This is a genomic window from Rothia nasisuis (assembly GCF_928381405.1).
Lineage (GTDB): Bacteria > Actinomycetota > Actinomycetes > Actinomycetales > Micrococcaceae > Rothia > Rothia nasisuis.
The window spans coordinates 24906-49780 of record NZ_CAKMSB010000005.1; the positions used below are offsets into that span (position 1 = coordinate 24906).

At 60.1% G+C, this 24875-nt stretch carries 21 protein-coding genes; 4 read left to right on the forward strand and 17 right to left on the reverse strand.

Annotated elements, in window-relative coordinates:
- The first annotated feature begins 39 nt into the window (after positions 1-39).
- Complete coding sequence (gene lexA, locus L6966_RS05690) at positions 40-756, forward strand: transcriptional repressor LexA (protein ID WP_083093570.1); 717 nt, start codon at positions 40-42, stop codon at positions 754-756.
- Between the two features lie 9 nt (positions 757-765).
- Here the strand turns inward: lexA and L6966_RS05695 are convergent, their stop codons facing one another.
- Positions 766-2820, reverse strand: a complete 2055-nt coding sequence (locus L6966_RS05695; protein ID WP_237233045.1) for an ATP-dependent DNA helicase — start codon at positions 2818-2820, stop codon at positions 766-768.
- On the reverse strand, positions 2817-4421 hold the full coding sequence (hflX, locus tag L6966_RS05700; RefSeq protein WP_083093566.1) for a GTPase HflX: 1605 nt from the start codon (positions 4419-4421) through the stop codon (positions 2817-2819). Before hflX ends, L6966_RS05695 begins: the two co-directional genes overlap by 4 nt.
- Positions 4422-4508: 87 nt before the next feature.
- Here hflX and L6966_RS05705 point away from each other — a divergent pair, with 87 nt between their 5' ends.
- Positions 4509-5117, forward strand: a complete 609-nt coding sequence (locus tag L6966_RS05705; RefSeq protein WP_237233046.1) for a class I SAM-dependent methyltransferase — start codon at positions 4509-4511, stop codon at positions 5115-5117.
- A 107-nt stretch (positions 5118-5224) separates the two neighbouring features.
- Here the strand turns inward: L6966_RS05705 and L6966_RS05710 are convergent, their stop codons facing one another.
- The 4 genes from L6966_RS05710 to miaB are packed head-to-tail and all read right to left on the reverse strand — an operon-like array spanning position 5225 to position 9384.
- Positions 5225-5869, reverse strand: a complete 645-nt coding sequence (locus L6966_RS05710; RefSeq protein WP_237233047.1) for a class I SAM-dependent methyltransferase — start codon at positions 5867-5869, stop codon at positions 5225-5227.
- Positions 5869-6825, reverse strand: a complete 957-nt coding sequence (gene dapF / locus L6966_RS05715) for a diaminopimelate epimerase (protein ID WP_237224572.1) — start codon at positions 6823-6825, stop codon at positions 5869-5871. Before dapF ends, L6966_RS05710 begins: the two co-directional genes overlap by 1 nt.
- Before the next feature lie 21 nt (positions 6826-6846).
- Positions 6847-7866, reverse strand: coding sequence for a tRNA (adenosine(37)-N6)-dimethylallyltransferase MiaA (gene miaA / locus L6966_RS05720; protein WP_237233048.1), 1020 nt, complete (start codon positions 7864-7866; stop codon positions 6847-6849).
- A gap of 3 nt (positions 7867-7869) precedes the next feature.
- Entirely contained in the window at positions 7870-9384 is a 1515-nt protein-coding gene (gene miaB, locus L6966_RS05725) for a tRNA (N6-isopentenyl adenosine(37)-C2)-methylthiotransferase MiaB (protein ID WP_143539235.1), read from the reverse strand.
- Between the two features lie 34 nt (positions 9385-9418).
- On the opposite strand from miaB, the gene L6966_RS05730 reads away from it, so the two are divergent.
- Entirely contained in the window at positions 9419-10573 is a 1155-nt protein-coding gene (locus L6966_RS05730) for a hypothetical protein (protein ID WP_237233049.1), read from the forward strand.
- Between the two features lie 101 nt (positions 10574-10674).
- Here the strand turns inward: L6966_RS05730 and L6966_RS05735 are convergent, their stop codons facing one another.
- The 11 genes from L6966_RS05735 to dapB form a co-directional block, all read right to left on the reverse strand.
- Positions 10675-11685, reverse strand: coding sequence for a regulatory protein RecX (locus L6966_RS05735; protein WP_237233050.1), 1011 nt, complete (start codon positions 11683-11685; stop codon positions 10675-10677).
- Positions 11686-11691: 6 nt separating this feature from the next.
- Entirely contained in the window at positions 11692-12795 is a 1104-nt protein-coding gene (recA, locus tag L6966_RS05740) for a recombinase RecA (RefSeq protein ID WP_237224568.1), read from the reverse strand.
- A gap of 207 nt (positions 12796-13002) precedes the next feature.
- Entirely contained in the window at positions 13003-13224 is a 222-nt protein-coding gene (locus L6966_RS05745) for a DUF3046 domain-containing protein (RefSeq protein WP_083093555.1), read from the reverse strand.
- A 92-nt stretch (positions 13225-13316) separates the two neighbouring features.
- On the reverse strand, positions 13317-13766 hold the full coding sequence (locus L6966_RS05750; protein ID WP_083093553.1) for a helix-turn-helix domain-containing protein: 450 nt from the start codon (positions 13764-13766) through the stop codon (positions 13317-13319).
- Positions 13767-13985: 219 nt separating this feature from the next.
- Positions 13986-14474, reverse strand: a complete 489-nt coding sequence (locus tag L6966_RS05755; RefSeq protein ID WP_237233095.1) for a CinA family protein — start codon at positions 14472-14474, stop codon at positions 13986-13988.
- A gap of 46 nt (positions 14475-14520) precedes the next feature.
- Positions 14521-15126, reverse strand: coding sequence for a CDP-diacylglycerol--glycerol-3-phosphate 3-phosphatidyltransferase (gene pgsA / locus L6966_RS05760; RefSeq protein WP_237224567.1), 606 nt, complete (start codon positions 15124-15126; stop codon positions 14521-14523).
- 9 nt (positions 15127-15135) lie between these two features.
- Entirely contained in the window at positions 15136-18354 is a 3219-nt protein-coding gene (locus L6966_RS05765) for an FtsK/SpoIIIE family DNA translocase (RefSeq protein WP_237233051.1), read from the reverse strand.
- Positions 18355-18444: 90 nt separating this feature from the next.
- Positions 18445-20160 carry a ribonuclease J gene (locus L6966_RS05770; protein ID WP_083093548.1) on the reverse strand — a complete coding sequence of 572 codons (1716 nt, stop codon included), beginning with the start codon at positions 20158-20160 and terminating at the stop codon, positions 18445-18447.
- Between the two features lie 108 nt (positions 20161-20268).
- Entirely contained in the window at positions 20269-21201 is a 933-nt protein-coding gene (gene dapA, locus L6966_RS05775; RefSeq protein WP_237233052.1) for a 4-hydroxy-tetrahydrodipicolinate synthase, read from the reverse strand.
- A gap of 113 nt (positions 21202-21314) precedes the next feature.
- Positions 21315-21899: a hypothetical protein gene (locus tag L6966_RS05780; protein WP_237233053.1), complete on the reverse strand. Its 585-nt coding sequence runs from the start codon at positions 21897-21899 to the stop codon at positions 21315-21317.
- Positions 21900-21922: 23 nt separating this feature from the next.
- Entirely contained in the window at positions 21923-22678 is a 756-nt protein-coding gene (gene dapB / locus L6966_RS05785) for a 4-hydroxy-tetrahydrodipicolinate reductase (RefSeq protein ID WP_237233054.1), read from the reverse strand.
- 263 nt (positions 22679-22941) lie between these two features.
- On the opposite strand from dapB, the gene L6966_RS05790 reads away from it, so the two are divergent.
- Complete coding sequence (locus tag L6966_RS05790; protein WP_237233055.1) at positions 22942-24825, forward strand: acyltransferase family protein; 1884 nt, start codon at positions 22942-22944, stop codon at positions 24823-24825.
- Positions 24826-24875 lie beyond the last annotated feature (50 nt).

Consider the following 24875-nt stretch of genomic DNA (forward strand, 5'->3'; position numbering starts at 1 on the left):
GGTGGCTGACATTTTAAGAACTAACAGAGACGAGACACCGTGAGCGAACGACCTCCGCAGACTCCGGCAAGCCCGCATCACAAGGGCTCTCGCCCGTTAACTCCCCGCCAGAAAAAAATTCTGACCGCCATTTCAACCGCTATTGACGAGAAGGGCTACCCGCCCTCAATGCGTGAGATTGGTGATCTTGTGGGTCTTGCCTCCCTTTCCTCTGTCACCCACCAGCTCTCCCGCCTCGAAGAGATGGGCTTTATCCGCCGTGACCCCAAACGTCCTCGTGCCATTGAGGTGCTGACCGGTGTTGAAACTGACGAAGAGACCAAGCCTGAAACCAGCGTCATTGCATTGCCCATCGTGCCTACCTTTGCGCAAACTGATGACGACCTGGCCACGGTTCCCCTGGTAGGGCATATCGCGGCGGGCTCTCCCATTGCAGCAGAACAGTCCATTGAAGACGTTATGACCCTACCCCGGCAGCTGGTGGGGCAAGGGGACCTCTTCATGCTCCGCGTCAAGGGCGACTCTATGGTTGATGCCGCAATCTGCGACGGCGACTGGGTGGTCGTTCGCACTCAGAACACAGCCCAAAACGGCGAGATTGTGGCGGCCCTACTCGAGGACGAGGCCACGGTCAAGACCTTTCGCCAACGCGACGGCCACACCTGGCTCCTCCCTCAAAACACCCAGTACGAGCCGATTTTGGGCGATAACGCCACCATCATGGGCAAGGTTGTCTCGGTGCTCCGTAGCCTATAATCCGCAGCCTTAAGTAGCCGGGTGTGCCTCGCCCTCTGCAATTGATTGTTTGAGGCGTTCCAGCGCCCCCACAACCACATCTGTGCGAGTTGTCGTCCAGAAGGGCGGCAACGACTTGACCAGATAGGGCCCATAACGCTGGGTGGCGATACGAGAATCCAGCACGGCGACCACGCCGCGATCACCCACAGCGCGCACCAGACGCCCAGCCCCCTGGGCCATACGGACGGCCGCGTGGTAGGCAGAGACCGCCATAAAACCGTTGCCACCTGCAATCGCGACCGCGCGTGAACGCGCCTGAGCAAGAGGGTCGTCCGGGCGGGGAAAGGGGATACGGTCCATCATGACCAAACGACAGGAATCACCCGGCACATCCACACCCTGCCAAAGGCTCATGGTGCCAAAGAGGCAGGAGTCTGTCTCTTCCGTAAACTCCTTAACCAAGGCTCGTAGCGATGACTCACCCTGCAACAAAATATTCAGGTCGGTGCGTTCACGCACGTACTCAGCAGCTAGCTCCGCTCCGCGCTTAGACGAAAAAAGGCCGAGCGCACCGCCACCAGAGGCAGTGACCAGCTCAACAATACGGTCCAGCTGTTCCACAGACACGCCGCGGCCGGGTTTGGGCAGGTCAGCAGCCAGATAGAGCACGCCCTGTCGAGGGTAGTTAAAGGGTGAGCCCACATCGATACCGTCCCAGCGAGGAGCCCCTTGACCCTTGAGACCCAGCGCGCCAGCGGTCGTGTCGAAGCTCTCTCCCACCGCTAGCGTAGCTGAGGTTAACACCACGGTGCGATCCTCAAAGAGACCCTCACGCAGATAACCCGCTACCGAAATGGGGGCGATATTCAGTGTGGCGGGGTCGTCGTCCGCAGCAGCAACATAGCCCCTACCGGGCTCCCAGGAGCCGGTACGCGAAATCCAGATCACCTGGTAGAGGGGGTCAGCGGTCAGCATCTTCTCGGCTGTTTCATGTACTTCGGTCAGGGCAGCTCGGGCCATCTGGCGGCCTGCGTCCCCGTCCTTGTCTCCCCCTTTGGTGTCAGTCAGGGCCTGGCGGGCAGCGTCACGCACCCGCTCCATGGCGGCGGCAACGCGTTCAGGGAGCCCCTTGGGGAGCATCTCGGCAGGTATACCGTTAAGAGAGCTATCGAGTGAGAGCGCCGCCTGCTCCAGAGCCTTGTGGTCAGCATCTGTGTGGCGTTTGAGACTACGAGCGACCCTGGTAACAGTAGCAGGTGACAGGGCTCCGGTAACCGCACCGGTCACACGGTCGGCCAGTTCGTGAGCCTCGTCAATGATCACAATATCGTGGTCGGGTAGAACCGTTGCGCCTTCAAAAGCGTTGATAGCCAGCAGGGCGTGGTTGGTGATGACTATATCTGCCTCAGCGGCCCGAGACCGAGCCGTCTCACTAAAACAATCTTCGATGAGGGGGCATTTCTTGCCCAGACATTCCGAAGCGGTAACAGAAACCTGCCTCCAGGCCCTATCGCTGACACCGGGCAGTAGCTCATCTCGGTCACCGGTATCGGTAGTGTCGGCCCAGGCTCTCAGGCGGACGACCTCCTCCCCCAGTTTTCCTGCCGGGCCGGTTGCACCGGTAGTAGCGTCCATGTCAAAGAGAGCATCCCCGTCATCCTCAGGGTAGCCGCCTTCAAGCTTATGCAGGCAGACGTAATTGTTGCGGCCCTTGAGAATCGCCACGTCAGTCTCGTGCTCGGGCTCATCGCTCAGAGACTCAAGCAGGCGCGGTATATCGCGATTGACAATCTGTGATTGAAGGGCCAAGGTTGCTGTGGCTACAACGATGGGCTTTTCAGCGGTCTGGGCCCTATGAATCGCGGGCACCAGGTAGCCCAGCGACTTGCCGGTACCCGTACCTGCCTGCACTAGCAGGTGCTTCTCGGTGTCCAGTGCGCGAGCCACATGGGCGGCCATGGTGCGCTGGCCCTCACGCTTCTGACCGCCAGAGCGTTCCACCACAGTATCGAGCAGCTGTACAACGGGCTGAGCGCCGGGCAGGGTTTCTGGCTCCTGCCCGGTCGGTACTGTGTGGCTCATGCGCGCACGGTCTCCACGGCACCGGCGGCAACTGCCTCATCAATTTCAGGCTGCAAGACCTCAAACAGCTCTTCTTCTAGCACGTAGTCAGAAAGTTCCGATGCTACCTCATCGCGTACCAGGGCCTGCACATAGGTTCCGTCCTGCACGAAGGCTGTACGCAGAATCTCAGCGTCCCACTGGTGCAGGCGCGATACCACGCTACCGTCTGAGTAGGGAACCAGCAGGTTCAGCTCAATTGAGGGGCGCGGGATGGTCTCTGCAATCTTCTGCCGTAGCTCCTCAATCCCCTCACCGGTACGGGCAGAGACCACCACGTGGTTGGGCTCTTTCTGGCGCAGGCGCTCGATGACGAAGGGATCAGCAGCGTCTGCCTTATTGAGCACGATAATCTCGGGAATATTCTGGGCATCGACCTCGGTAATCACCTGACGGACAGACTGAATCTGCCCCTCAGGGTCAGGGTGTGACACATCGACCACGTGCACGATGACATCGGCATCGGCCACCTCTTCAAGGGTTGAACGGAAGGCTTCGACCAGCTGGGTGGGCAAGGCACGCACAAACCCAACCGTATCTGAGAGAGTGTAGCCCACGCCATCAGGGGTCTGAGCCTTACGCACGGTGGGGTCAAGGGTCGCAAAGAGGGCGTTCTCTACTAGCACACCGGCATCGGTAAGGCGGTTGAGTAGCGAGGACTTACCTGCGTTGGTGTAGCCAGCAATCGCTACGGACGGCACCCGGTTACGTCTGCGGTTCAAACGCTTGGTTTCGCGGGCAGGGGCCATGGCCGCGATTTCACGCTTAAGCTTGGCCATGCGGGCACGTAAGCGGCGGCGGTCCATTTCAATCTTGGTTTCACCGGGGCCTCGAGAGCCGATACCCTCGCCACCGGCGGCACGGCCACCTGCCTGGCGAGACAGCGAGGCACCCCAACCTCGCAGGCGCGGCAGCATATATTCAAGCTGGGCCAGCTCCACCTGGGCCTTACCCTCGCGGGACTTGGCGTGCTGGGCGAAAATATCGAGAATCAGAGCGGTCCGGTCAATGACTTTGACCTTGACGATGTCTTCAATGGCACGCCGCTGAGAGGGTGCCAATTCGGCATCCACAATCACGGTATCGGCGCCGGAGGCCTCTACAACGTCCTTGAGCTCTAGCACCTTACCCGACCCCAGATACGTGCCGGGATCCGGCTTAAGACGGCGCTGCACCAGGCCATCTAGCACCTCTGAGCCGGCGGTCTCGGCGAGCGCTGCCAGCTCACGCAGGGAGTTCTCGGCTTCTTCCAGTGTGCCTTCTGACCAGACGCCAGCGAGCACAACGCGCTCTAGGCGGAGCTGGCGATATTCGACTTCGGTAACATCGTCGAGTTCGGTGGAAAGGCCGGCTACGCGGCGCAGGGCGCGGCGCTCTTCAAGATCCTGCTGGTCACCGTCATAATCGGAGTGTTCGCGCTGGTTATTGGAAAGTTCGCGGGCTCGCTCATCAAGCACGTTACCGGTGCTGGTGGCCCTCCCCAGCACGCGGTCTACCGTGAGTCTGAGCTGTTCGTCGGAGGGTAGGTTACCGGTGGTGCTGGAGTGTGACGTCTCGGTCATAGTACCTTTCAAAGGTGTGGGTCAACGTTCCTTTATTCTATCTTTTCACGCGGGCCTTGGGCAGGGGTTAGCGTAGAATGAACGCTTATGGGTAGTGCGCACTATTTTTCTGAAAATCCCGCCGGCGATTTTACCCCAAAGCCCCTGACCGTGGAACTGGCAGGACGCCGAGTTCAGGTTCTGACGGCTCCGGGAATTTTCAGCCCGGGCGGGGTTGATAAGGGAACCCAGATTCTTTTGGATGAGGCCCCCGAGCCGGTGGGATTTCGCATGCTCGATATTGGTTGCGGGTGGGGCCCTATCACTTTGACACTGGCTTTGTTGGCACCAGAGGCGCAGGTGTATGGGGTCGAGGTGAATTCTCGTTCTGCCCGGCTCACCACGATGAACGCTGAAAAACTGGGCCTAAGCAACGTCACCGTTTCTGCCCCTGAGGCTCTCGATGAGTCACTGACCTTCGACACCATCTGGTCGAACCCGCCCATTCGTGTGGGCAAGGACGTGCTGCACGGCATCATGCGCACCTGGCTACCGCGCCTGGCCCCGGGCGGCACCGCCTACCTGGTGGTGCAGAAGAACCTGGGTTCTGATTCTTTGCAGAAGTGGCTGGCCGCTGAGTTCCCCGAGCTGGAGGTAGGCCGTTATGCCACTTCCAAGGGGTTCCGCCTCCTCGAAGTGCACCGACCTCAGCAATAGAAGTAGGTCAGGGGCTCACGCGAACCAGGTGGCTCGGCGGCTGGCATGGGTTGGGGCGAGTGCCCAACGCAAGACCCGAGAGGGTCTCCCTGGTGAGCGCGAGTCCCCTACCTACTTTTACGTAGAACCATCACCGCATCGGGAATGGTTGCGGGCTCGCCCTCGGGTGAGGTGATGTCACGGGTCCATTCTTCTGCCAGTACAACCTCAATATCGTCACGACCCTGAGTAAGGGCTCGGGCCTCTTCTGCCGCCTTCACCATGAGGGCCTCGTGCTTGCGGGCGTCCTCGGAATCGGCAAAAGAGGGGGCACCGGCGTGGGCTACCGAAATCAGCTCACCGCCGGGGGTAAGCAAATCCAGGGCAGCTGCCAGTACCGGGATGCGGTCGAAGTCAGCAAAAGACTGAAGGAAGCCGGTGACAATGACCTCAAAACGCTGGTCGGTAGACCAGCCGGTGAGGTTGGCCTCGTAGAAGGTAGCCTCAAGCCCCTCAGACTCTGCACGGGCGCGGGCCCGGCTCACGGCAACGTCCGAAATGTCAACACCGCTAGCTGCCCAGCCGCGGGATGCTAACCACAGGACGTCCCCGCCCTCGCCGCAACCTAGATCAAGCACGGTGGTGGGGGTACGGCCTTCAAGGAGCTTAACCAGTGAGGCATTGACCTTGCCAGACCACCGCTGCTCCTTCTCGGAGTAAATCTCGTTCCACAGTTCGCGGGTGTTCTCTAGTTTTTCGTGGTTCTCAGGCATTAGCCAAGCAGTACCTTACCGGTCATAGCGGCTGGCCCGGCCAGGACCACGTGTTCAAGGTCGTCAGGGCCCAGCACAAAGGTGACGGCCAGGGTACCACCGGGTACCCGCACCAGCCATTCGTCCGGGGCGTCGGGCCCGCCCCAGAAACGGGTTGCGGCAGCAGCCGCGCAGGCACCAGTACCGCACGAAAGAGTTTCACCCACACCTCGTTCGTGAACACGCATGCGGATAGAGCCGATATTTTCGGTAGCGGGATCGCCGTCCTCGGCAGAGATTTCCTCGGGAACAACAAACTCTACGTTAGTGCCCTCAGGTGGGGTGGGGCTCACCTTGGGCGCCTCGTGCAGGTTCAGCCCGTCTAGCTTGGAGCGGGTGCCCAGCATCACCACGGTGTGCGGATTACCCATCGAAATTGACACGGCGTTGCGCGGAGTGTGCAGACCCTTGGCAGTCACCTGAGCGTCGGAGCCGTTATCACGAGCCATGTCGCCGTTGATAAAGCTCCAGGCGCCCATGTCGATGGCGTAGCCCTCACCGGTACGCCCCACAGTCTTAACACCGGCGCGGGTGGCAATGAGCAGACGGCCCCCGGGTTCAAGTTCAACCAGTTTCTCAGTGATTAGGTAGTCCACAAAAGCGCGCACCCCATTGCCGCACATCTCGGCAATAGACCCGTCGCCGTTGCGGTAGTCCATAAACCAGGTGGCCTCGGGCGCTTGGTCAAGCAGATGGGAGGCAAAATCCAGATTCTGGGTGCGTACAGCACGAATAAAGCCGTCAGCACCGATACCGAAGTGACGGTCGGTCACACGGGCAATGAGCTCAGGGGTCAGATTCAGCTCACCGGCTGGGTCGGTCACAAAGATAAAGTCGTTGCCGGTGGCCTGGCCCTTAGTGAGGGTTTTGCCGGTCAAATCTCCCCAGGCGGGAGGTATTTCGGTGTGGGTTGCCACGGGTCGGCACCTTTCATCGGTCTATGTGTCTAGTTCAAGTTTACTGCTCACCGTTCGCACAATCTCAAGGGCCTTCCCTAGAAGGTGCGGGTCAGCCCAATCCAGCCAGTGTACACGCGGGTCAGCTCTGAACCAGGTGAGCTGGCGGCGGGCAAACTGCCGGGTGGCGGTCACGGTATCTTCAACAGCCTGCTCGATTGTATATTCCTGCCCCGGCAGCCCGCCATCAGGTTCCGCTGGGCTGCGTGCAGCGTCCAAGGCCTTCAAGAACTCGCGGTAGCCGATAGCCGCCGGAGCGGTCTTGCCCTCGCGTAGCCCGCGAGCTTCAAGGCGCTTAACTTCGGTAAGTAGCCCAGCGTCCCGCATTTTTTCGACGCGGGAGCGTAGCCGCCCGTGTAGCTCGGCGCGATCCCCGTTTAGCCCAAGCTGGAGGGCAGGCTGGTAGTAGGTTCGGGTCGGCATAAAGGACGAGAAGGGGCGGCCGGTCACTTCAAAGACCTCAAGTGCCCGTACCAGGCGGCGGTCATCTTTCACCCGCTTGGCGGAGTCAGAATCTACCTGGCGGAGGCGTTCCAGCAGGGGCCCGGGGCCCAATGCTACCAGCTCGGCTTCCAGACGAGCTCGCACTGAGGGGTCGGTGGCAGGGAATTCCAAAACATCGAGCGCTGCGCGCACGTACAGGCCTGAGCCACCCACGAGAATGGGGTATCTACCCCGAGAGCGAATCTCGCCGAAAACCTGCCGTGCCTGTGCCTGAAAGACCGCCACCGAGGCCTCTTCTCTGACATCGAGAGTATCGAGCAGGTGGTGGGGCACGCCCTTCATTTCTGTCTCGGTGACCTTGGCGGTACCGATGTTCATGCCACGGTAGAACTGCATGGAGTCAGCATTGACGCACTCCCCGCCCAGGGCCAGGGCCAGTTCGATGGCGAGGGCTGACTTGCCGGAGCCGGTGGGCCCGACCACCGCAATAATGGGTAGCTGTTCCCCTGCAACCGGGCCCTCTTGGGGGGCCGGGGCGGTAGCGTCCTTATCCGCCATACCTTAGAGCGCAGGTTTGAAGGTGGGGAACCCCAGGGAGACCGGAGCACCTGGCACCTGGGTGGTACCGGTCGAACCGCAGGAGTCAGCTTGGGCCCGGTCCCAGGCGTCACCCGCGCGGGAGCGGCGCACCGTGTATTCTTCGGGTGCGGGGTCTGAAATCAGATGGAAGGAGCCGGCCTCGGTGATGGGCAGGGTGACCAGGTCGCCGGGGCGGGGCACCTCGCACCCCTTCGGCACGGAGAAGTGCACCAGGCGCTGGTCGCGAGCACGCCCTGCCAGGCGGCCAGTTGCTTCAGACTTACGGCCTGACTCGGCGGTGACCATCAGCTCAACGGTCTTGCCCAACTGCTTACGGTTCTCTTCGCCAGCAATACGATCTTGCAGAGCGATGAGGCGCTCGTAACGCTCCTGCACCACGGCCTTGGGCACCTGGTTGGGCATGGTCGCTGCCGGGGTGCCGGGGCGGATCGAGTATTGGAAGGTATAAGCCGATGAGAAGCGGGATTCTTCAACCACACGCAGGGTCTCGGCGAAATCCTCCTCGGTTTCACCGGGGAAGCCCACAATGATATCGGTGGTGATGACGGCATCGGGGATTCGGGCACGCACCTTCTCCAAGATGCCCAGGAACTTCTTGGAGCGGTAAGAGCGTTTCATGTCTTTAAGCACCTTGTCAGAGCCAGATTGAAGCGGCATGTGCAGCACAGGCATCACATTGGGGGTCTCTGCCATGGCATCAATGACATCGTCGGTGAACATAGCGGGGTGGGGGGAGGTGAAGCGAACCCGTTCCAGCCCCTCAATCTGCCCGCAGGCCCGCAAAAGCTTGGAGAAGGCCTGGCGGTCGCCAAAAGCCACACCGTAGGAGTTAACATTCTGGCCCAGCAGGGTCACTTCAATAGCACCGTCGTCTACCAGTGCCTGAACCTCAGCCAGAATATCACCAGGGCGGCGGTCTTCCTCCTTACCCCGCAGGGAGGGCACAATGCAAAAAGTGCAGGTATTGTTGCAACCTACCGAGATAGACACCCAGCCCGAGTAGACGTGATCACGCTTGGTCGGCAGGGTGGAGGGGAAGACCTCAAGAGACTCCAGTAGCTCTGCCTGCGCCTCCTGATTATGGCGGGCACGCTCCAGCAGGGTGGGTAGAGAGCCGATGTTGTGGGTACCGAAGACCACATCGACCCAGGGGGCCTTCTTGAGGATGACGTCCTGGTCTTTCTGAGCCAGACAGCCACCCACGGCAATCTGCATGCCTTCGTTCTCACGCTTGACCGGGGCTAGCTGGCCCAGGTTGCCGTAGAGCTTGTTATCGGCGTTCTCACGCACCGCGCAGGTGTTGAACACTACAAGGTCAGGGGTGGCACCTTCTTCTGCCGGCACATAGCCGGACGCTTCGAGCAGGCCGCTCATGCGCTCTGAATCGTGTACGTTCATCTGGCAACCGAAGGTGCGCACCTCGTAGGTGCGCCTCTTTTGGTCTGAGGAGGTTTCGGGGTTCACGTCAATACTCACCCGTACAGTCTACTAGGTTGCTATTCTGGGCTCTATGCCCTCCTTCCCCTCAGGTACTTGGTCTACCTCACTGCTAGAGCGCGCCATTGCCGCTTACAGCCCTCGCCCTACCGACCAGCCCGTGACTTCGGCGGGGTTTAGCAGGCTAGCTCGGCACATACTTGAGGACGGGCTGCGGCTTCTCCTTTCCACCGGCTGTGATGAAATCACCGGTAGTCAGGTCACTCATGGCAAGGTTACCGGTGTGCAGATTCTCTCGGCTGGCATGCGCTCGGTGGTGCTACGTCTTGAGCTACACGGCTTTGCTGAGCCTTCTGTGGTGCTCAAATATTTTCGGCGTAAGGACTCCGCAACTAATTCCGGCGGTTTTGGCTACCTGCGTGAAAAACACGGGCTGGTCGCCTTAGAGCAGCTGGTACAGGGCCTCTACCCCAATCTGTTGGCTGCCGACGATACCGCTCGGCTTTTAATCCTTGAGGACGCCGCAGGCGGCAGCTCCTCTGTCAGCTTGGGTAAGTTTCTGCTGTCTTCCGGGGCGGACGCCGCTCCCCACCGGGCCCTTAATTCTTGGGTTGACGCCTGGGCTAGTATTCTTGGCTCCCCCGCCCAGGCTTCCGCCCAGGCGTCCTTTGCCGCTAAGCTTGCGAGCGCTGATGCGCGGGCGTCCGCGCCAGGCTCCCTACCCTCACCCCAGCTTGCTGTCATGGGGCTACGTGTGCTGGCTGAGAGGCACGGAGTGATGGTGGGGTCAGTTGAGTTCGCGCACATGGAGCAGGCTGTGAATAGTATTATCTACCCAGGGCCGAGCGAGAGGGTGCTATCGTCCGGCGATTTTTCACCGGCTAACCTGCTGCTTTCTGGCACAGGCCGCCTTGCCTATTCCAGGCAAACCTTAAGGGCAGGGCCCGTTGCTGCGGCTCACTCCACCCCCACGGTTCGGGCAGTCGATGCGGAGGGCACCTGCCTGCACCACTGGGCCCTGCCGGTGGCGGAGCTACTCTTGGGGTTTCCCTCCTGGCCTGCGGGGCCTGTGCCGGGCCCCCTGCTTGAAAGCGAGCTTTGGCAGTTAGAGGCTCAGCGGTTCTATGAACTGGTGGCCCCTGTCCCTCTAGCTGATGTGCACCAGGACGAGCGTGTGGCGGCGGCGGTGCTAGTGGTACGAGCGATTTTGGCCGAGCAGCTTCAGTAGGTGCCGGATTTGTGTGGCGCCGTCCGCTAGGTAGCTGCTGCCTTCCTTCTTCCTTCACAAGACGACATCATCTTGAGACTCACCTGGTACCAGGTGATTGGTTAGTCGTAGTAGGAGTAGCCGTCAGTATCCGCAATCATGCCCGTCTCAGACGCGTATGCCTCAACTTCCTCGCGCACCACGTTAAAGGCCAGGCCAGCGGGGTAGCCCTTACGGCCCAGCATTCCTACTAGGCGACGCATCACCTTTTCTTTCTCGGCACGGTCACCCAAATTCATTGAAGGACGTAATTTTTTGCGCACTAGCTCGTGGGCGTCCGCCCGTTCCCCCTCCTCGGTGCGCTGCTCTAGAGCCGTCTCAGCCAGCTCTCCCTCAACACCTTTAGACTTGAGCTCCCGCCGAATAGCCGAGCGAGACAGTTTCTTAGTGTTCGCTCGGGCACGCACATATATATCAGCAAACTCAGCATCGTTAATCAGGTTGACCGCTTCAAAGCGATTCAGAATATCTTCAATTACCGGCGCAGAAATTTCTTTCTCAACCAGCTTCTTGTGCAACATGGCCCGTGATTTGGGTGAGGCAGCTAGCTGGTTGAGCACAATATTCTTAGCCCGAGTGAACTCACTCTCAGGTTCTTTGCTGCCCCTCCCCTGCTTCTGAGGCAGAGGGGCGACACCCTGAACCAGTAGCTCTTCGTCTGTGACAGGCTCGTTGAGAGCCGAGCCCTCACGAAAGAGCGGCTTGCTAGCCCGCCGTGCAGGTTTGCTCTCGGCATCAGCGGACGATGCCCCGGTCGCCGGAGCAAAGGGCGACGTAGCGGCGTACTTGGCAGGGGGCCTACGGAAGCCCTTCTTTAGGTTGGGGTTGCGGCGGAGGTTATACCGACCGGTCTTAGGGGCAGTAGGCTCACCCCCAGCCCCCGTTACTCGCTCCCCTGGCTGCGCTGCTCCCCGGTCTGCCGACGCGGTGCCGTTCCTACCCGTGTAGGGTGTGGCCACCGCCTCTGTAGCGTAGGAGCCACCAGCACCCGGTTCGCTCTCCGCAATGCCAAGAGCAGCCGGGTGCCAGGAGGGGTATTCCTCAGGCGAGAGGAAGTCGCTGTGAGAGTTCAAGCCCGCTTAGAAGTTCTCAGAGATATCGTCCAGAGGATCAACCGCTGTGCTGGGTTCAACCTCGTCCATCTCTTCTTCGCCCTCGATGATGCCGAGCTTAACCATGGTCTTGTACTTAATTTCTTCGGTCAATTCCGGATTATCTTTAAGGAAGCGGCGCACGTTTTCTTTACCCTGGCCCAGCTGGTCCCCCTCATAGGTAAACCAGGCCCCGGACTTTTTAACCACGTTATGCTCAACCGCTAAATCGAGAATACCGCCCTCAACAGAGATACCCTCACCGTAGAGAATATCGAATTCAGCCTGCTTGAAAGGTGGCGCCATCTTATTCTTTACAACCTTGGCACGGGTGCGGTTACCAATCGGGTTGGCGCCGTCTTTCAGGGTCTCAATACGACGAATATCAATACGAACCGAGGCGTAAAATTTGAGCGCCTTACCACCGGTGGTAGTCTCGGGCGAGCCGAAGAAAACACCAATCTTCTCGCGCAGCTGGTTAATGAAGATAGCAGTGGTGTTAGTTGCTGACAGGCGGCCGGTAATCTTACGCAGGGCCTGAGACATCAGACGGGCCTGCAACCCTACGTGGGAATCCCCCATCTCACCCTCGATTTCAGCACGAGGTACCAGGGCAGCAACGGAGTCGACCACGATAATGTCGATGGAGCCCGAACCTACCAGCATATCCATGATTTCCAGAGCCTGCTCACCGGTATCGGGCTGTGAAACCAGCAGAGCATCGGTGTCAACACCCAGCTTGGCCGCGTATACCGGGTCAAGAGCGTGTTCGGCATCAATGAAGGCGGCAATACCGCCATTCTTCTGCACGTTGGCTACAGCATGTAGCGCTACGGTAGTCTTACCCGATGACTCGGGGCCGTAAATCTCTACCACGCGGCCACGGGGCAAACCCCCGATCCCCAGGGCGGCATCCAGAGCCAGAGCGCCGGTTGAGACGGTCTCAACTTTGGCTGTCTCACGATCACCCAGGCGCATGACCGAGCCCTTGCCGTAATTCTTATCAATCTGAGCCAGAACAGCCTCAAGTGCCTTATCGCGCCCCTCGGCGGGAACCTGACCTACAGACTGCGTGCGAGTCTTTGCTGCCATGAATCGTACCTCTTTCGTATCGCAGTGCGAGAATGTTTTCTCTTAGCTACCACGGTAGTGCCTATGGCTGACACTTTAAGAGTTCAGCCCAAAATTTATGAAAATCTGTGGATAACCCGGTTATGTTTCGCGGGCTGCCTGTATCTCGTCCACAATCCTACAGGAAATCGAATATATTTTCTATTAAGTACGAATGATTTTCTAATCCTACTGGAGTGGTTCTATATCCGGCCCCAGCTGCCGTTCCGGGGGGACGTCCTGCACCCGGCAAATCGCCAGCCACACCGCCCGCACGTCCGCGCCCGCCTCTAAAGCTTCTTGCGCGGTCAGCTCTCCAAACTCTCCGGGCACTACATCCCGGGCCAGATGCCGGGCGTAGGCAACGCCAAACTCGTGCTCCATAGCTGCCCAAAATTCACTGATCTTCACTGGCCCCTCCTTAACTGTCACTCTATACCAAACGTGAAGGAGCTGAGCCCGGCGGTGGGCTCAGCTCCTTAGCTCAAATTCACGTCAGGACTCTAGCGGGTTGCCAGCGGGCGCTCCACCGGAGGAATATCACGGCTTGAGGTTGCGGCGATGCCGTACTCACGCTTGAACTGTTCAGAGAACTCAGCCGGTACGGTATCGGGTACCGAGAAACCTTCTTCAACAGCCATACGGTGAGCTACCTCAGCCAGCATGGCTGAAAGTGAGATCTTGAGCGCCTGGCAGATAGAAGCCAGCAGTTCAGAGGAGGCCTCCTTCTGACCGCGCTCAACCTCGCTCAAATAACCCAACGAAACGCGGGCTGAGTGCGAAACCTCGCGCAGGGTACGCCCCTGACGCTGGCGCACACTGCGGAGTACCTCGCCAATAGCGTGACGCAGTAGAAGAACTTTACCGGTGTCTTGGGCGGGGGCAGCATTCTCAGTCTGACCCACATCCTTCCAACGGACGACACCGTTCACGGATACGGGCTGCTTAGTCATTTTTATACCATTCTCCTGGTTGTTGTGCTCCCGGTAGATTCGGGAGCAGTTGTTCTCAGCCTAGCGCATCTTCTCGCGCAAGTTAGCTGGCAACAAGAATCATTTCGTTTATTTACAACCTGTTCTCGTTACATCTATCTAAACCCACCCGGCTGTGTTTTCATTCCCTGATAGCTGAATTATTCCTGTGAAACAGACTGTGAGTTTACTGGGTGCTTACTAGCGAGTGGCTACTAGCTTCTCCTCGAGCATATCATTGAGCAGAAGCAGGCCGTCGCGGGCAGCCTGAGCGCGAATCTCTGCCCTGCTACCGCTGTAGTTTTTCTCAAGCACGCGGACGTCGCCGGTCGGCAGATGTGCAGCGGCCACGTACACCCGGCCTACGGGCTGCCCGTCAGCAAGTTCAGGGCCCGCTACCCCGGTGGTCGCCACCCCGTAATCAGCTCCGCAGACCCGGGCGGCGCCCAGGGCCATGGATTTGGCGACCCCCGGGTCAACGGCCCCGCACTGAGCCAGTAGCTCAGCATCAACACCCAGCACTGAGGCCTTCACCTCGGTGGCGTACGAAATAACCCCGCCACGGTATACCGCAGAAGCCCCGGGAACAGTACAGATGAAGGAGCCAACCATCCCACCGGTCAACGACTCAGCGGTCGCAACCTGAGCGACGCCCCCTGCCCCCTGAACGCACCTGGCAAGAGCAACCAGGCGGGCGGCGGCGCGCTGCCCCTGACTCTCGAAGCTCACTACGCACCTACCCACTCTGGCCGGCAAAATAGTCGCGGCGTAACTGCGCGGCCTTGACCACGTAATCAACACCGGTCACCACTGTCACCACCACCACGGCAGCCATGACCAGGTAGCCGGGCCATAGGGCCCAAGCGCCAAGCTGCCCCAGGGGCAGAATCATGAGCACCAGGGCAACGGTCTGCAACACGGTCTTGAGCTTGCCGCCCTTCGACGCCGCCATCACCCCGTACTTAATGATGAAGAAACGCATGACGGTGATTCCCCACTCACGCACCAGAATCACAACGGTCACCCACCACCAGAGTTCCCCCAGCAGAGAGAGAACCACAAAGGCGGCGCCGGTCAGCAGCTTATCTGCAATGGGGTCAGCGATCTTGCCGAAGCTGGTAATCAGGCTGTTCTTGCGGGCCAGGTAGCCGTCAAGCCAGTCGGTGACCATGGCCAGCACAAAAATCACGGCAGCCCACCAACGCATACCCACATCAGTTTCGCCGTGGGGACCGCCAGTCCACAGCGCCCAGATGAAGAGGGGCACCATGAGAATACGCAAGGCGGTCAGCGCATTGGGAATGTTCCAGTTAGATGCGTTGGGGGTTGGCTCAGCCATCATCTTTTCTCCTTAGCGCCCGGTGAGGTTCCAAGCGTCTTCGCTGGCTTCGTCATCAGTTTCATCGTAGTAGTCCACAGCCTGCGGCACACCGTCGTTCATGTGCTCCACGGGATCGCCACCGTACACGTCGTCGGTAGTGGCCGGGGGCTCCTCACCGCGAATCTTGGCAAGAACGGCGGGCAGGTCATCGGGCTGAACCAGCACATCACGGGCCTTAGAGCCCTCTGAGGGGCCCACGACTTCGCGGGATTCAAGCAGGTCCATCAATCGGCCCGCCTTAGCAAAGCCCACGCGTAGCTTGCGTTGCAACATGGAGGTTGAACCGAACTGGGTGTTGACCACCAGCTCAGCAGCCCGCAGCAGATCATCGAGGTCGTCCCCAATGTCATCGTCAATCTTCTTGGACGGGGCGGCGGCAATCACGTCATCACGATAAACAGCCGGGGCCTGCTTCTTAACGTGCTCCACAATCTCGTGAATCTCTGACTCCCCTACCCAGGCACCCTGCACACGCATAGGCTTCGAAGCTCCCATGGGCAGGAAGAGGGCATCGCCCTGGCCAATCAGCTTTTCAGCGCCGGGCTGGTCAAGCACCACTCTGGAGTCGGTCACCGACGAGGTTGCAAAGGCCATACGGGAGGGCACGTTGGCCTTAATCAGGCCGGTGACCACGTCAACAGACGGACGCTGGGTCGCCAGCACCAGGTGGATACCAGCGGCACGTGCCAGCTGGGTGATACGCACAATGGACTCTTCAACATCGCGCGGAGCGACCATCATCAGGTCGGCCAGCTCATCCACAATCACCAGCAGATAGGGGTAGGCCTTAATCTGACGCTTGGAGCCCGGCTCGGGCTCAATCTTGCCGGCCTTAACGGCCTTGTTGAAATCGTCCACGTGTTTGTAGCCGTAGTGGGCCAGATCGTCGTAGCGGGCGTCCATCTCACGCACCACCCATTGCAGGGCCTCAGCGGCCTTCTTGGGGTTGGTAATGATGGGGGTAATCAGGTGCGGAATACCCTCATAGGCGGTCAGCTCCACACGCTTGGGGTCCACCATAATCAGGCGTACCTGGTCGGGAGTTGAGCGCATGAGAATGGAGGTAATCATGGAGTTCACAAAGGACGACTTACCGGCACCGGTTGCACCGGCCACCAGCATGTGCGGCATCTTAGCCAGATTAGCGATCACAAAGCCGCCTTCAACGTCCTTACCCACGCCCATGACCATAGGGTGATCGGTGGCATGGGCCTTGGCGGAACGCAGCACATCGCCCAGCACCACAACCTCACGGTCGGTGTTAGGAATCTCGATACCGATGGCACTCTTACCGGGAATCGGCGAGAGAATACGCACATCAGCTGAGGCAACCGCGTAGGCAATATTCTTCGACAGGGCGGTGACGCGCTCCACCTTGGTTCCGGAACCTAGCTCAATTTCGTAGCGGGTCACGGTCGGGCCGCGTGAGAAACCGGTCACCTCGGCATCTACATTGAACTGCTCTAGCACATTGGTGAGCGCTTCGACGACCTGCTCATTGGCCTCAGAGCTCTCCTTAGCCGGCGGGCCCGCCTCAAGCATGGATTCAGTGGGCAGGGTGTAGGAGCCGGTCGAGGACTCAACTACCAGCTCACCGCGGGGCTGCTCGGCATATTCAGCGACGGTATTGTTCTGCAGGCGGGAGGCGGGTCGGTGAGCCGGACCTTCGGCCCCGGGGGCTGTGGGTGCGGCAGGCTTCGGGGTAGCCGCTCCTGCTACAGTCCCCGCAGCAGCACCAGCCAGGGCAACGCCCAAGGAGCCTGCACCGGTGCGGGTTGCATCGGCCTGGGCTGCGCCGGTAGCACCCGGACGCCCGGGCTCAGCGGGTGCGGGCCCCGCTGTAGATTCGGGGCTCTGCCCCCGAGTAGCGGCCTGCCCTGAGGCACCAAGAGACTCACTCCCCTGCGGAGCACGGCCATATTCCGAGGCCGCCTGACGGGCCTGGTCAAGACGCTGGGCCGGGGCGTCCGAAGGCTCCGAAGAGTCCCAAACACCCTGGTCAAAGACCTGCCCCTGATTTTTGGCAGCCTTAGCCGCAGCGCGCCTCTCTTTACGGGTCTGCTTACGGGTGGAATCGACGTCGAACGCCTCAACCTGACGGCCTGCTTGCTGAGTGCGAGCAGAGGGAACCCGATCTACCGGTGCGGTCTCCGGCGCGGAATCGCCGCCCTCTCCAATGAGAGCAGTCTGGTAGGCGACGTCCCCCTCATAACGGTCCAACCGCTGATCTGCCTCAGGCTTGAGACCAAAGCCCAGCCAGGCCAGCAGGCCACCGCGTCGCCGAGGAGCGGAGGCAGGGGCTCCCGGTTCTTCGTAGAGGTAGGAGCGGTCATGCTCCTCATCGAGAACCTGAGTTGCGCCCTCGTCCTCAGACTGAGCACGACGGGAGGGGCGCCCGGCATCCTGCACGGACCCCGAGGGCTTCTCCCCCAGTAGCAGACCAAAGATGTGCACCATTTTAGGGCCAATCTGACGCAAGGGAGTATCGGTGGCTATGAGCAAACCGGTCAAAAAGACCAGGGTAATAACCAGCCACTCCAGCACACTGACGTTTCCCACAATGCGGCTAGCCGGGGTGCCTATCAGCACTCCCACGGTGCCGCCACCGCCCCAAAATTCATCGAAGGTTGAGGAGAAGGTGGGGTAACCAGCCACCTTGGCACCCATCATTGAGGCCGAGACGGTCATGATTGTGAAACCGATCGCGATACGGTTATTGGCCCGCACCTCGAGGGGGTGACGAAAGATACGAATCGCAAAAATCAGGCACAGTATGGGAATCAACAGAGCACCCTGGCCGAAAAGACCCCCTACCGCAACATGCCACAGATACAGCGGCCATTCATACCAGGCGAGATCGGCAGAGTCAGCACGCCAGCCCCACCACTCTACGCCCGCTGTGAGCAGGCCAAGGGTGAGCACAAGCAGGGCGCCCCCGTCACGACGTTCGTGAAGTTCAATATCGGTGCGTAGGGTGCCCATACGGCGTACGGCCCCGCCAATCAGGAAGGCAAGCGACTGCCAGGCACCCACCAGTGCGCGAATAAGCGCGTTACTCTCTTGAGAGGGAGCTGAAGAGCCCTTCCTATTTCTCGCTTTGGTTGAGGTTGAGCGGCGAGAGGACGCAGTGAAGCGGCTCCCCGCCGAACGAGGGGCTGATTTACGTGATGCAGACTTTCGCGGAGCCATTCTTCCCAATACTGGTTGACGTTGGTGTGCGTTTAAATAGCTTACCCGGCAGCAGGTCAAACCGCCGCCGGGTAAGCTCAGAGTTTACTCCTAGTTGCCTTCAGCCTCAGGAGTATGGGTCTCAATAACGACGGGCACAATCATGGGCTTGCGGCGCAAACGACGGGCGACCCAGGCACCCATGGTGCGGCGAACGATTTGCTGTAGCTGATGAGTGGTGTGCACGCGCTCGGGTGCTCGGTGCAAGGCGTCCTCTAGGGCTACGGTGATTTTGGGGGTAATGTCATTGAAAACTGAGTCGTCTTCAGCGATACCGCGGGCGTGAATATCGGGGCCGGTCACAACGCGTTTGGTGGCTCGGTCAACCACGGTCACAATAGACACAAACCCCTCTTCACCCAGTACACGGCGGTCTTTGAGGTCATCTTCGGTAACGTGGCCCACTGACTTGCCGTCCACGTAGACGTACTCACACGGTACCTGGCCGACAATCTCGGCGCGGCCATCGCGCAAGTCCACCACGGTGCCGGAGTCACAGATGAGCACGCGGTCGCTCTTAATACCGGTCTCAACAGCCAGCTTGCCTGAGGCCAGTAGGTGGCGCACTTCGCCGTGCACGGGCATGACGTTCGCCGGCTGCAGGATGTTGTAGCAGTAGAGCAGCTCACCGGCGGCGGCGTGACCTGAAACGTGAACCTTGGCCGTGCCCTTGTGCACCACGTTGGCACCCAGCTTCATCAGACCGTTAATAACACGGTAGACCGAGGTCTCGTTACCGGGAATCAGTGAGGACGCCAGAATGATAGTATCGCCCTTCTCTACCTGAATCTTGTGGTCACCATTGGCCATGCGTGAGAGTGCAGCCATGGGCTCGCCCTGGGAACCGGTGCACATCATCACAATCTGCTCGGGCCGGTAGTCATCGACCTTCTTGAGGTCAACCAGAATACCCTCGGGCACATTCAGGTAGCCCAGCTTCTCGGCGATAGTCATGTTGCGCACCATGGATCGGCCTACCAGCACGACCTTGCGCCCACGTTCGGCGGCGGCATCCAGCACCTGCTGCACTCGGTGCACGTGGGAAGAGAAGGAGGCAACGATAACACGACGCTTGGCATCACGAATGACGTTTGAGATAACAGGGCCAATGTTCTTCTCGGTGGGGGTAAAGCCGGGAACCTCAGCGTTGGTGGAATCCGGCAGGAAAAGGTCAATGCCTTCTTCACCCAGGCGGGCAAAATGACGCAAATCGGTCAGGCGGCCATCCAGGGGCAGCTGATCCATCTTGAAGTCACCCGTGTGCAGGGCCTTGCCAGCCTTGGTGCGGATAAAAACGGCCAGAGCGTCGGGGATGGAGTGGTTGACGGCAACGAACTCGCATTCGAAGGGGCCGAAGCGCTCTACCTGGCCCTCAACGACGTCCATGGTGTAGGGCTTGATGCGGTGCTCCTGGAGCTTGGCCTCAATCAGGGCCAGGGTCAGCTGTGAACCAACCAGGGGGATGTCGGGGCGTAGGCGTAGCAGGTAGGGAACCGCGCCGATGTGATCCTCGTGACCGTGAGTCAGCACGATAGCCACAATATCTTGCAGGCGGTTTTTGATGTAGTTGAGGTCGGGCAGAATCAGATCAACGCCGGGCTGTGATTCTTCAGGAAAGAGCACACCACAGTCAACAACAAGTAGCTTGCCGTTAATTTCGTAGACGGTCATGTTGCGGCCGACTTCGCCCAAACCACCCAGGGGTATAACGCGTAGGGTGTCCTTCCTGAGCTTGGGCGGTAGATGCGGTGAGGTTACTGTTTGCATTCGGTTTCTTTTCTGTCGTACTTTTCTTTTGTTTTATACGGGCGCGGGCAAGCCACCCAAAATCGGAAGTGATTTTGGGTGGCCACACCGGTGCCCTGTGAGGCTTATTTATTTAACCAGGGTTGAAGCGATGATGGAGCTTTCAAGCTCTGCGCGCACGGTTGCGGCTTCTTCGCTGGTTGCAAGGACGTGCGGCAGGCGCACTGTGGGGTTCTCTAGGATGCCCTGCCAGGTAAGAATCTGTTTGGCGGCAACGCAACCGGGAACGCGGCTCATGGTAGCACGGACCACCGGAGCCAGATCCAGGTGCAGCTTCTGGGCGGTTGCCAGGTCACCGGCGACGGTCGCGTCGATGAGCTGACGGAAATGCTCGGGGGCTACATGGGAGGTAACACCCACCAGACCAACAGCGCCCATAGCGAGCCAGGGCAGGGTTAGGCCGTCGTCACCGGAGTAGTAGACCAAATCGGTGGTTTCCATGACCTCGGTGGCCGCAGTGAAGTCTGCCTTTGCGTCCTTGACCGCCACAATGTTTTCATGGCTAGCTAGCTTGCGGTAGACAGCCGGGGTAATCGGGATACCGGCGCGACCGGGAATGTCATAGAGCATCACGGGAGTTTTGACCGCATCGGCTACAGTGCGGAAGTGGGCTTCGAGGCCGGTCTGAGTAGGCTTATTGTAGTAGGGGGTGACCACCAGCAGGCCGTCAACGCCCACCTCTTCAGCCAGCGACGCCACGTGCAGAGTATGAGCGGTGTCGTTGGAGCCAACACCGGCCACAATCTTAGCGCGATCACCCACGGCTTCCTTGACCAGGCGGAAAACCTTCTGGTTTTCCTCATCGGTCATCGTGGAGTACTCGCCCGTGGTGCCGCACACAATAAGACCGTCATGCCCACGGTCCACCAGATTGTTTGCGAGCGCTACGGTCGCCTTTTTATCAACCTCACCGGCTACGGTAAAAGGGGTCACCATGGCGGTGAGCAGACGCCCAAAGATGGGGGTTGTGGTGGGTTCGGTGTGCTGTGCGGTCTCAGACATATCTACTAGATTACCTTATCTTCGGTTGCATGGGGTGGGTAAGTTTGCTTAAAGATGAAGTCGCCAGGGCCCTCGTGACGCTCTTCACCGGGTGCGGAGGGCCGCCAGAGCGGTTAGCTACCCAGATGCTCAGGCCCTGTGCCACGGTGCAGGGCGATGGCGTTGCGCATGGCTTTACGGGCTCGTTTGCGGTCACCTGCGGCATCGTAGGCGAGAGAGAGGTTAAACCAGTTTTTCCAGTTGGTGGGTTCCTTTTCGGTCGCTGAGGCGTAGTCAGCAAATTGGGCATCTGCGGCGGCGCGGTCGATACGGCCCGACGCACTGCGGGGCAGGGTGTCTTCGGGGAGCTCCCCTGCCTCAGCCAGTTCTTGCCCCAGAGCCTGGGTGCGGGAGCCAAAGATGATTTCACGAAGCATAGCCCAGGCCCCCAGGGCGGGGAGCACAACCAGGGCCGCACCGAGCACTCCCCCCACGACCCCGGCATTCTGTATAAAAACAAAGCCCCGCTGAACGGTCAGAACCAGGTAGAGGGTGAGCGCTACCGTAACCAAGGAGGCAAAAACTTTACCCCGCCCACCGGCGTCCACGGCAATAAAAACCGCACAGAAAACGCCGACAGCCAGCAGAAAGAGGCGAGTGCCCAGGGGCAGAGGCAGAATCATCACGGTCACCGTTGCCAACACAAGAGCGGTAGCCACGAAAAAGCGCAGTGACCCCATGGCTAAAAAAGATTGAGGTAGCGGTCAAGGCCGACGGTAAGGCCTGGGTGCTCGGTGACCTTGCGCACGCCCAGCAAAACACCGGGCATGAAACTGGTTCGGTCAAAGGAGTCGTGGCGGATGACGAGCTGCTGCCCGGCATCACCCAGCAGAATCTCCTGGTGGGCGGTCAGGCCTCGCAGACGTACGGCATGAACGTTGACGCCCTCGACCTTGGCCCCGCGGGAGCCTCCCTCGTCGGTTTCGGTGGCGTCTGGGGACGCCCCCACCCCGGCTTCCGCACGGGCGGCGGCAATCTTCTTTGCGGTGTGGACGGCAGTGCCCGAGGGGGCATCCACCTTATTGGGATGGTGCATTTCAATGACCTCAACCGACTCAAAGAACTTCGCTGCCTGAGCAGCGAACTCGGTTGCAAGAATCGAACCGATTGCAAAGTTAGGGGCAATCAGCACACCGACCCGGGGGTGCTGCTCCAGCTGCTCCCTCAGAACAGCCAGGCGCTCATCGCTCCAGCCGGTGGTGCCAACCACAGCATGAATACCGTTCTCTACGGCAAAGCTCACGTTAGTCTCAGTAGCAGCAGGAACGGTTAAATCAACCATGACTTCAGCGCCGTATTCAACCAGCAAATCCAGAGAGTCACCGTTGCCCAGCGCAGCAACCAAATCCATATCTTCTGCGGCGTTCACGGCCTTGACGGCCTCAGAGCCCATACGGCCCGCAGCTCCCACTACGGCCACTTTCCATATCTTGCTCATGCTGAGCCTTTTCCCTTCGCGTCTTCGGCGGTTGCGGGAGCCAGGTAGCACCCACATCACACCACTCTAGCGAACACTTCCCCCCAACCTGCGCACGGCACGGGCGTGCACGAGCGTCCTGCCACCTCAACATTTCACCATCCGAAACGCGGAGCGGCAGAAGGGGGCCCGGTGCCCGGCCCGGTTACAGGGCATCGATACCACCGACCTCTTACACTGGTAGGGTGCATCTGCACGAGCCCTCCAAAGACCCCGAAGGACCCATGAAAGACGATCACGTTTTTTACTCCGCCGTTCACCCCCACGAGGGGCAGCGACGCTTTGTGCTACGCGGTCTTGACGGCATTCGAGCCATCGCTGTTCTGCTGGTTCTGGTCTACCACTTATGGCCCCAGTACCTGCCCGGCGGCATGATTGGTGTTGACATCTTCTTCGTCATTTCGGGTTACCTCATTACCGCGCTTCTGCTCCGTGAAGGTGCCTACACGGGCAAGATGGATATCGTCTCCTTCTGGGTGCGCCGCCTACGCCGCCTCGTCCCGGCCTTGGCCCTGCTCACTGTAGTGGTGGGCTCGCTAGCCCTCATCTTAGGGGGCGACCCTCAAGTAGGTTTAGGCCGCCAGATTCTCGGGGCCTTCACCTACTCATCCAACTGGCTTCTCATCTGGGCTGGCAACGACTACTTCACCCAAACCTCCCCCGAGCTCATGACTAACTTCTGGTCGCTGGCCGTGGAAGAACAGTTCTACCTCTTCTGGCCCGTCATCATGGTTTTTGTGTTCATGTTTACCCGTCTCTGGTGGCAGCGGGCGATGGTGCCCGCTGTGCTCGGCCTGCTATCGCTACTGGTCGCAGTGGTACTCGGCCTGTTGGGTGCCTCGACCACCCGCCTCTATTACGGCACTGACGCCCACCTCTACGGGCTCATGCTGGGGGTACTCCTGGCCATGCTGATTCCCTGGTCCATGTACCCACCGGTAGACGAGCGACTCTACCCGATGGTGGCCCCCAGTAGCAGGGCGCTAGGCTGGGCGCGTCAGCTAGCGGGGTGGGTCTCGCTCCTTCTGGTGGTTCCTCTTGCCCGCACCCTGACCGACCACTCCACCTGGCTGATACCCTGGGGCCTGTTCCTGGGCTCGCTCCTAGGCCTGGGTATGATCCAAGCTCTTCTGCCGGACGTCCGTGGCGGCACATCCGGGCTTTTCCGCTGGGTTCTGTCTCTGGCTCCGCTCCGCTGGATCGGCCAGCGCTCCTACGGCATCTACCTGTGGCACTGGCCCCTCATGGTTCTGGCCCACTATATCTTTGGGGCCAGCCGTTCCCCCTGGGTCAATGCGGGTGTGCTGTTGCTGACTCTGGTTATTGCGGGAGCCTCATACCGGTATGTGGAGCAACCCGTGCGTACGCTGGGGTTCAGGGGCTTCATCTTCTCCTGGTTCTCAGCCATCACCGCGCCCGCTGGCCGGGCCCTGCCAGCCAGCGCAGCCGTCGTCGCCGCTCTGGCGCTCGTCGCAACAATCTTCGCGGTGCGCACCGCGCCCGAGATGACCGAGGCAGAAACAGCTGTGGCGGCGGGGGCCAGCCACGCGGCGTCCGCGCCTCACCCCCAGTCCCAGCCGACCGGGGTAGCTTCTGCTGGGGTTCATGAGGCCGGATCCCAGGTCACCATTGTGGGCGACTCGGTAACCTTGGCATCGTCGAGCGCTTTGAGCGAGGTTATGCCCGCCGCCACCATTGACGCCACGGTCTCCCGCACCTCGGCTATGGCCGTGCCGCTCATTGAGCAAATGGTCAGGGACGGCCAGGTGCGTAGCGTCCTTGTGCTCTCTGTGACCGCGAATTCAACCTTCAGCACATCCCAGTTGGAGGAGCTGAAGGCTGCTGTCTCTCCGCAGGGTGAACGCAAGCTTGTGCTGGTCACCGGCCTCGGCCCGGCCAACCTGACCTGGATTGAGCCGTCGAATCAGATTATCCGTGAGTTCGCCGCGCAGAACCCGGGCGTCGTCTTTGTTGCAGATTGGCAGGCCGCAGCACAGGGCCACCCCGAGTATCTGCTCGCAGACGGGGTGCACCCGCAGGGCGAGGGTTTGACCGTCTACGCCAGGACTGTACAAGAGGCCGTGGACGAGGCGACTTCAGCCGGTTAGCCATCCCCGCGCCTGCCCTCCCGTCCCCATGGGGCGGGCGGGGAGGCCCG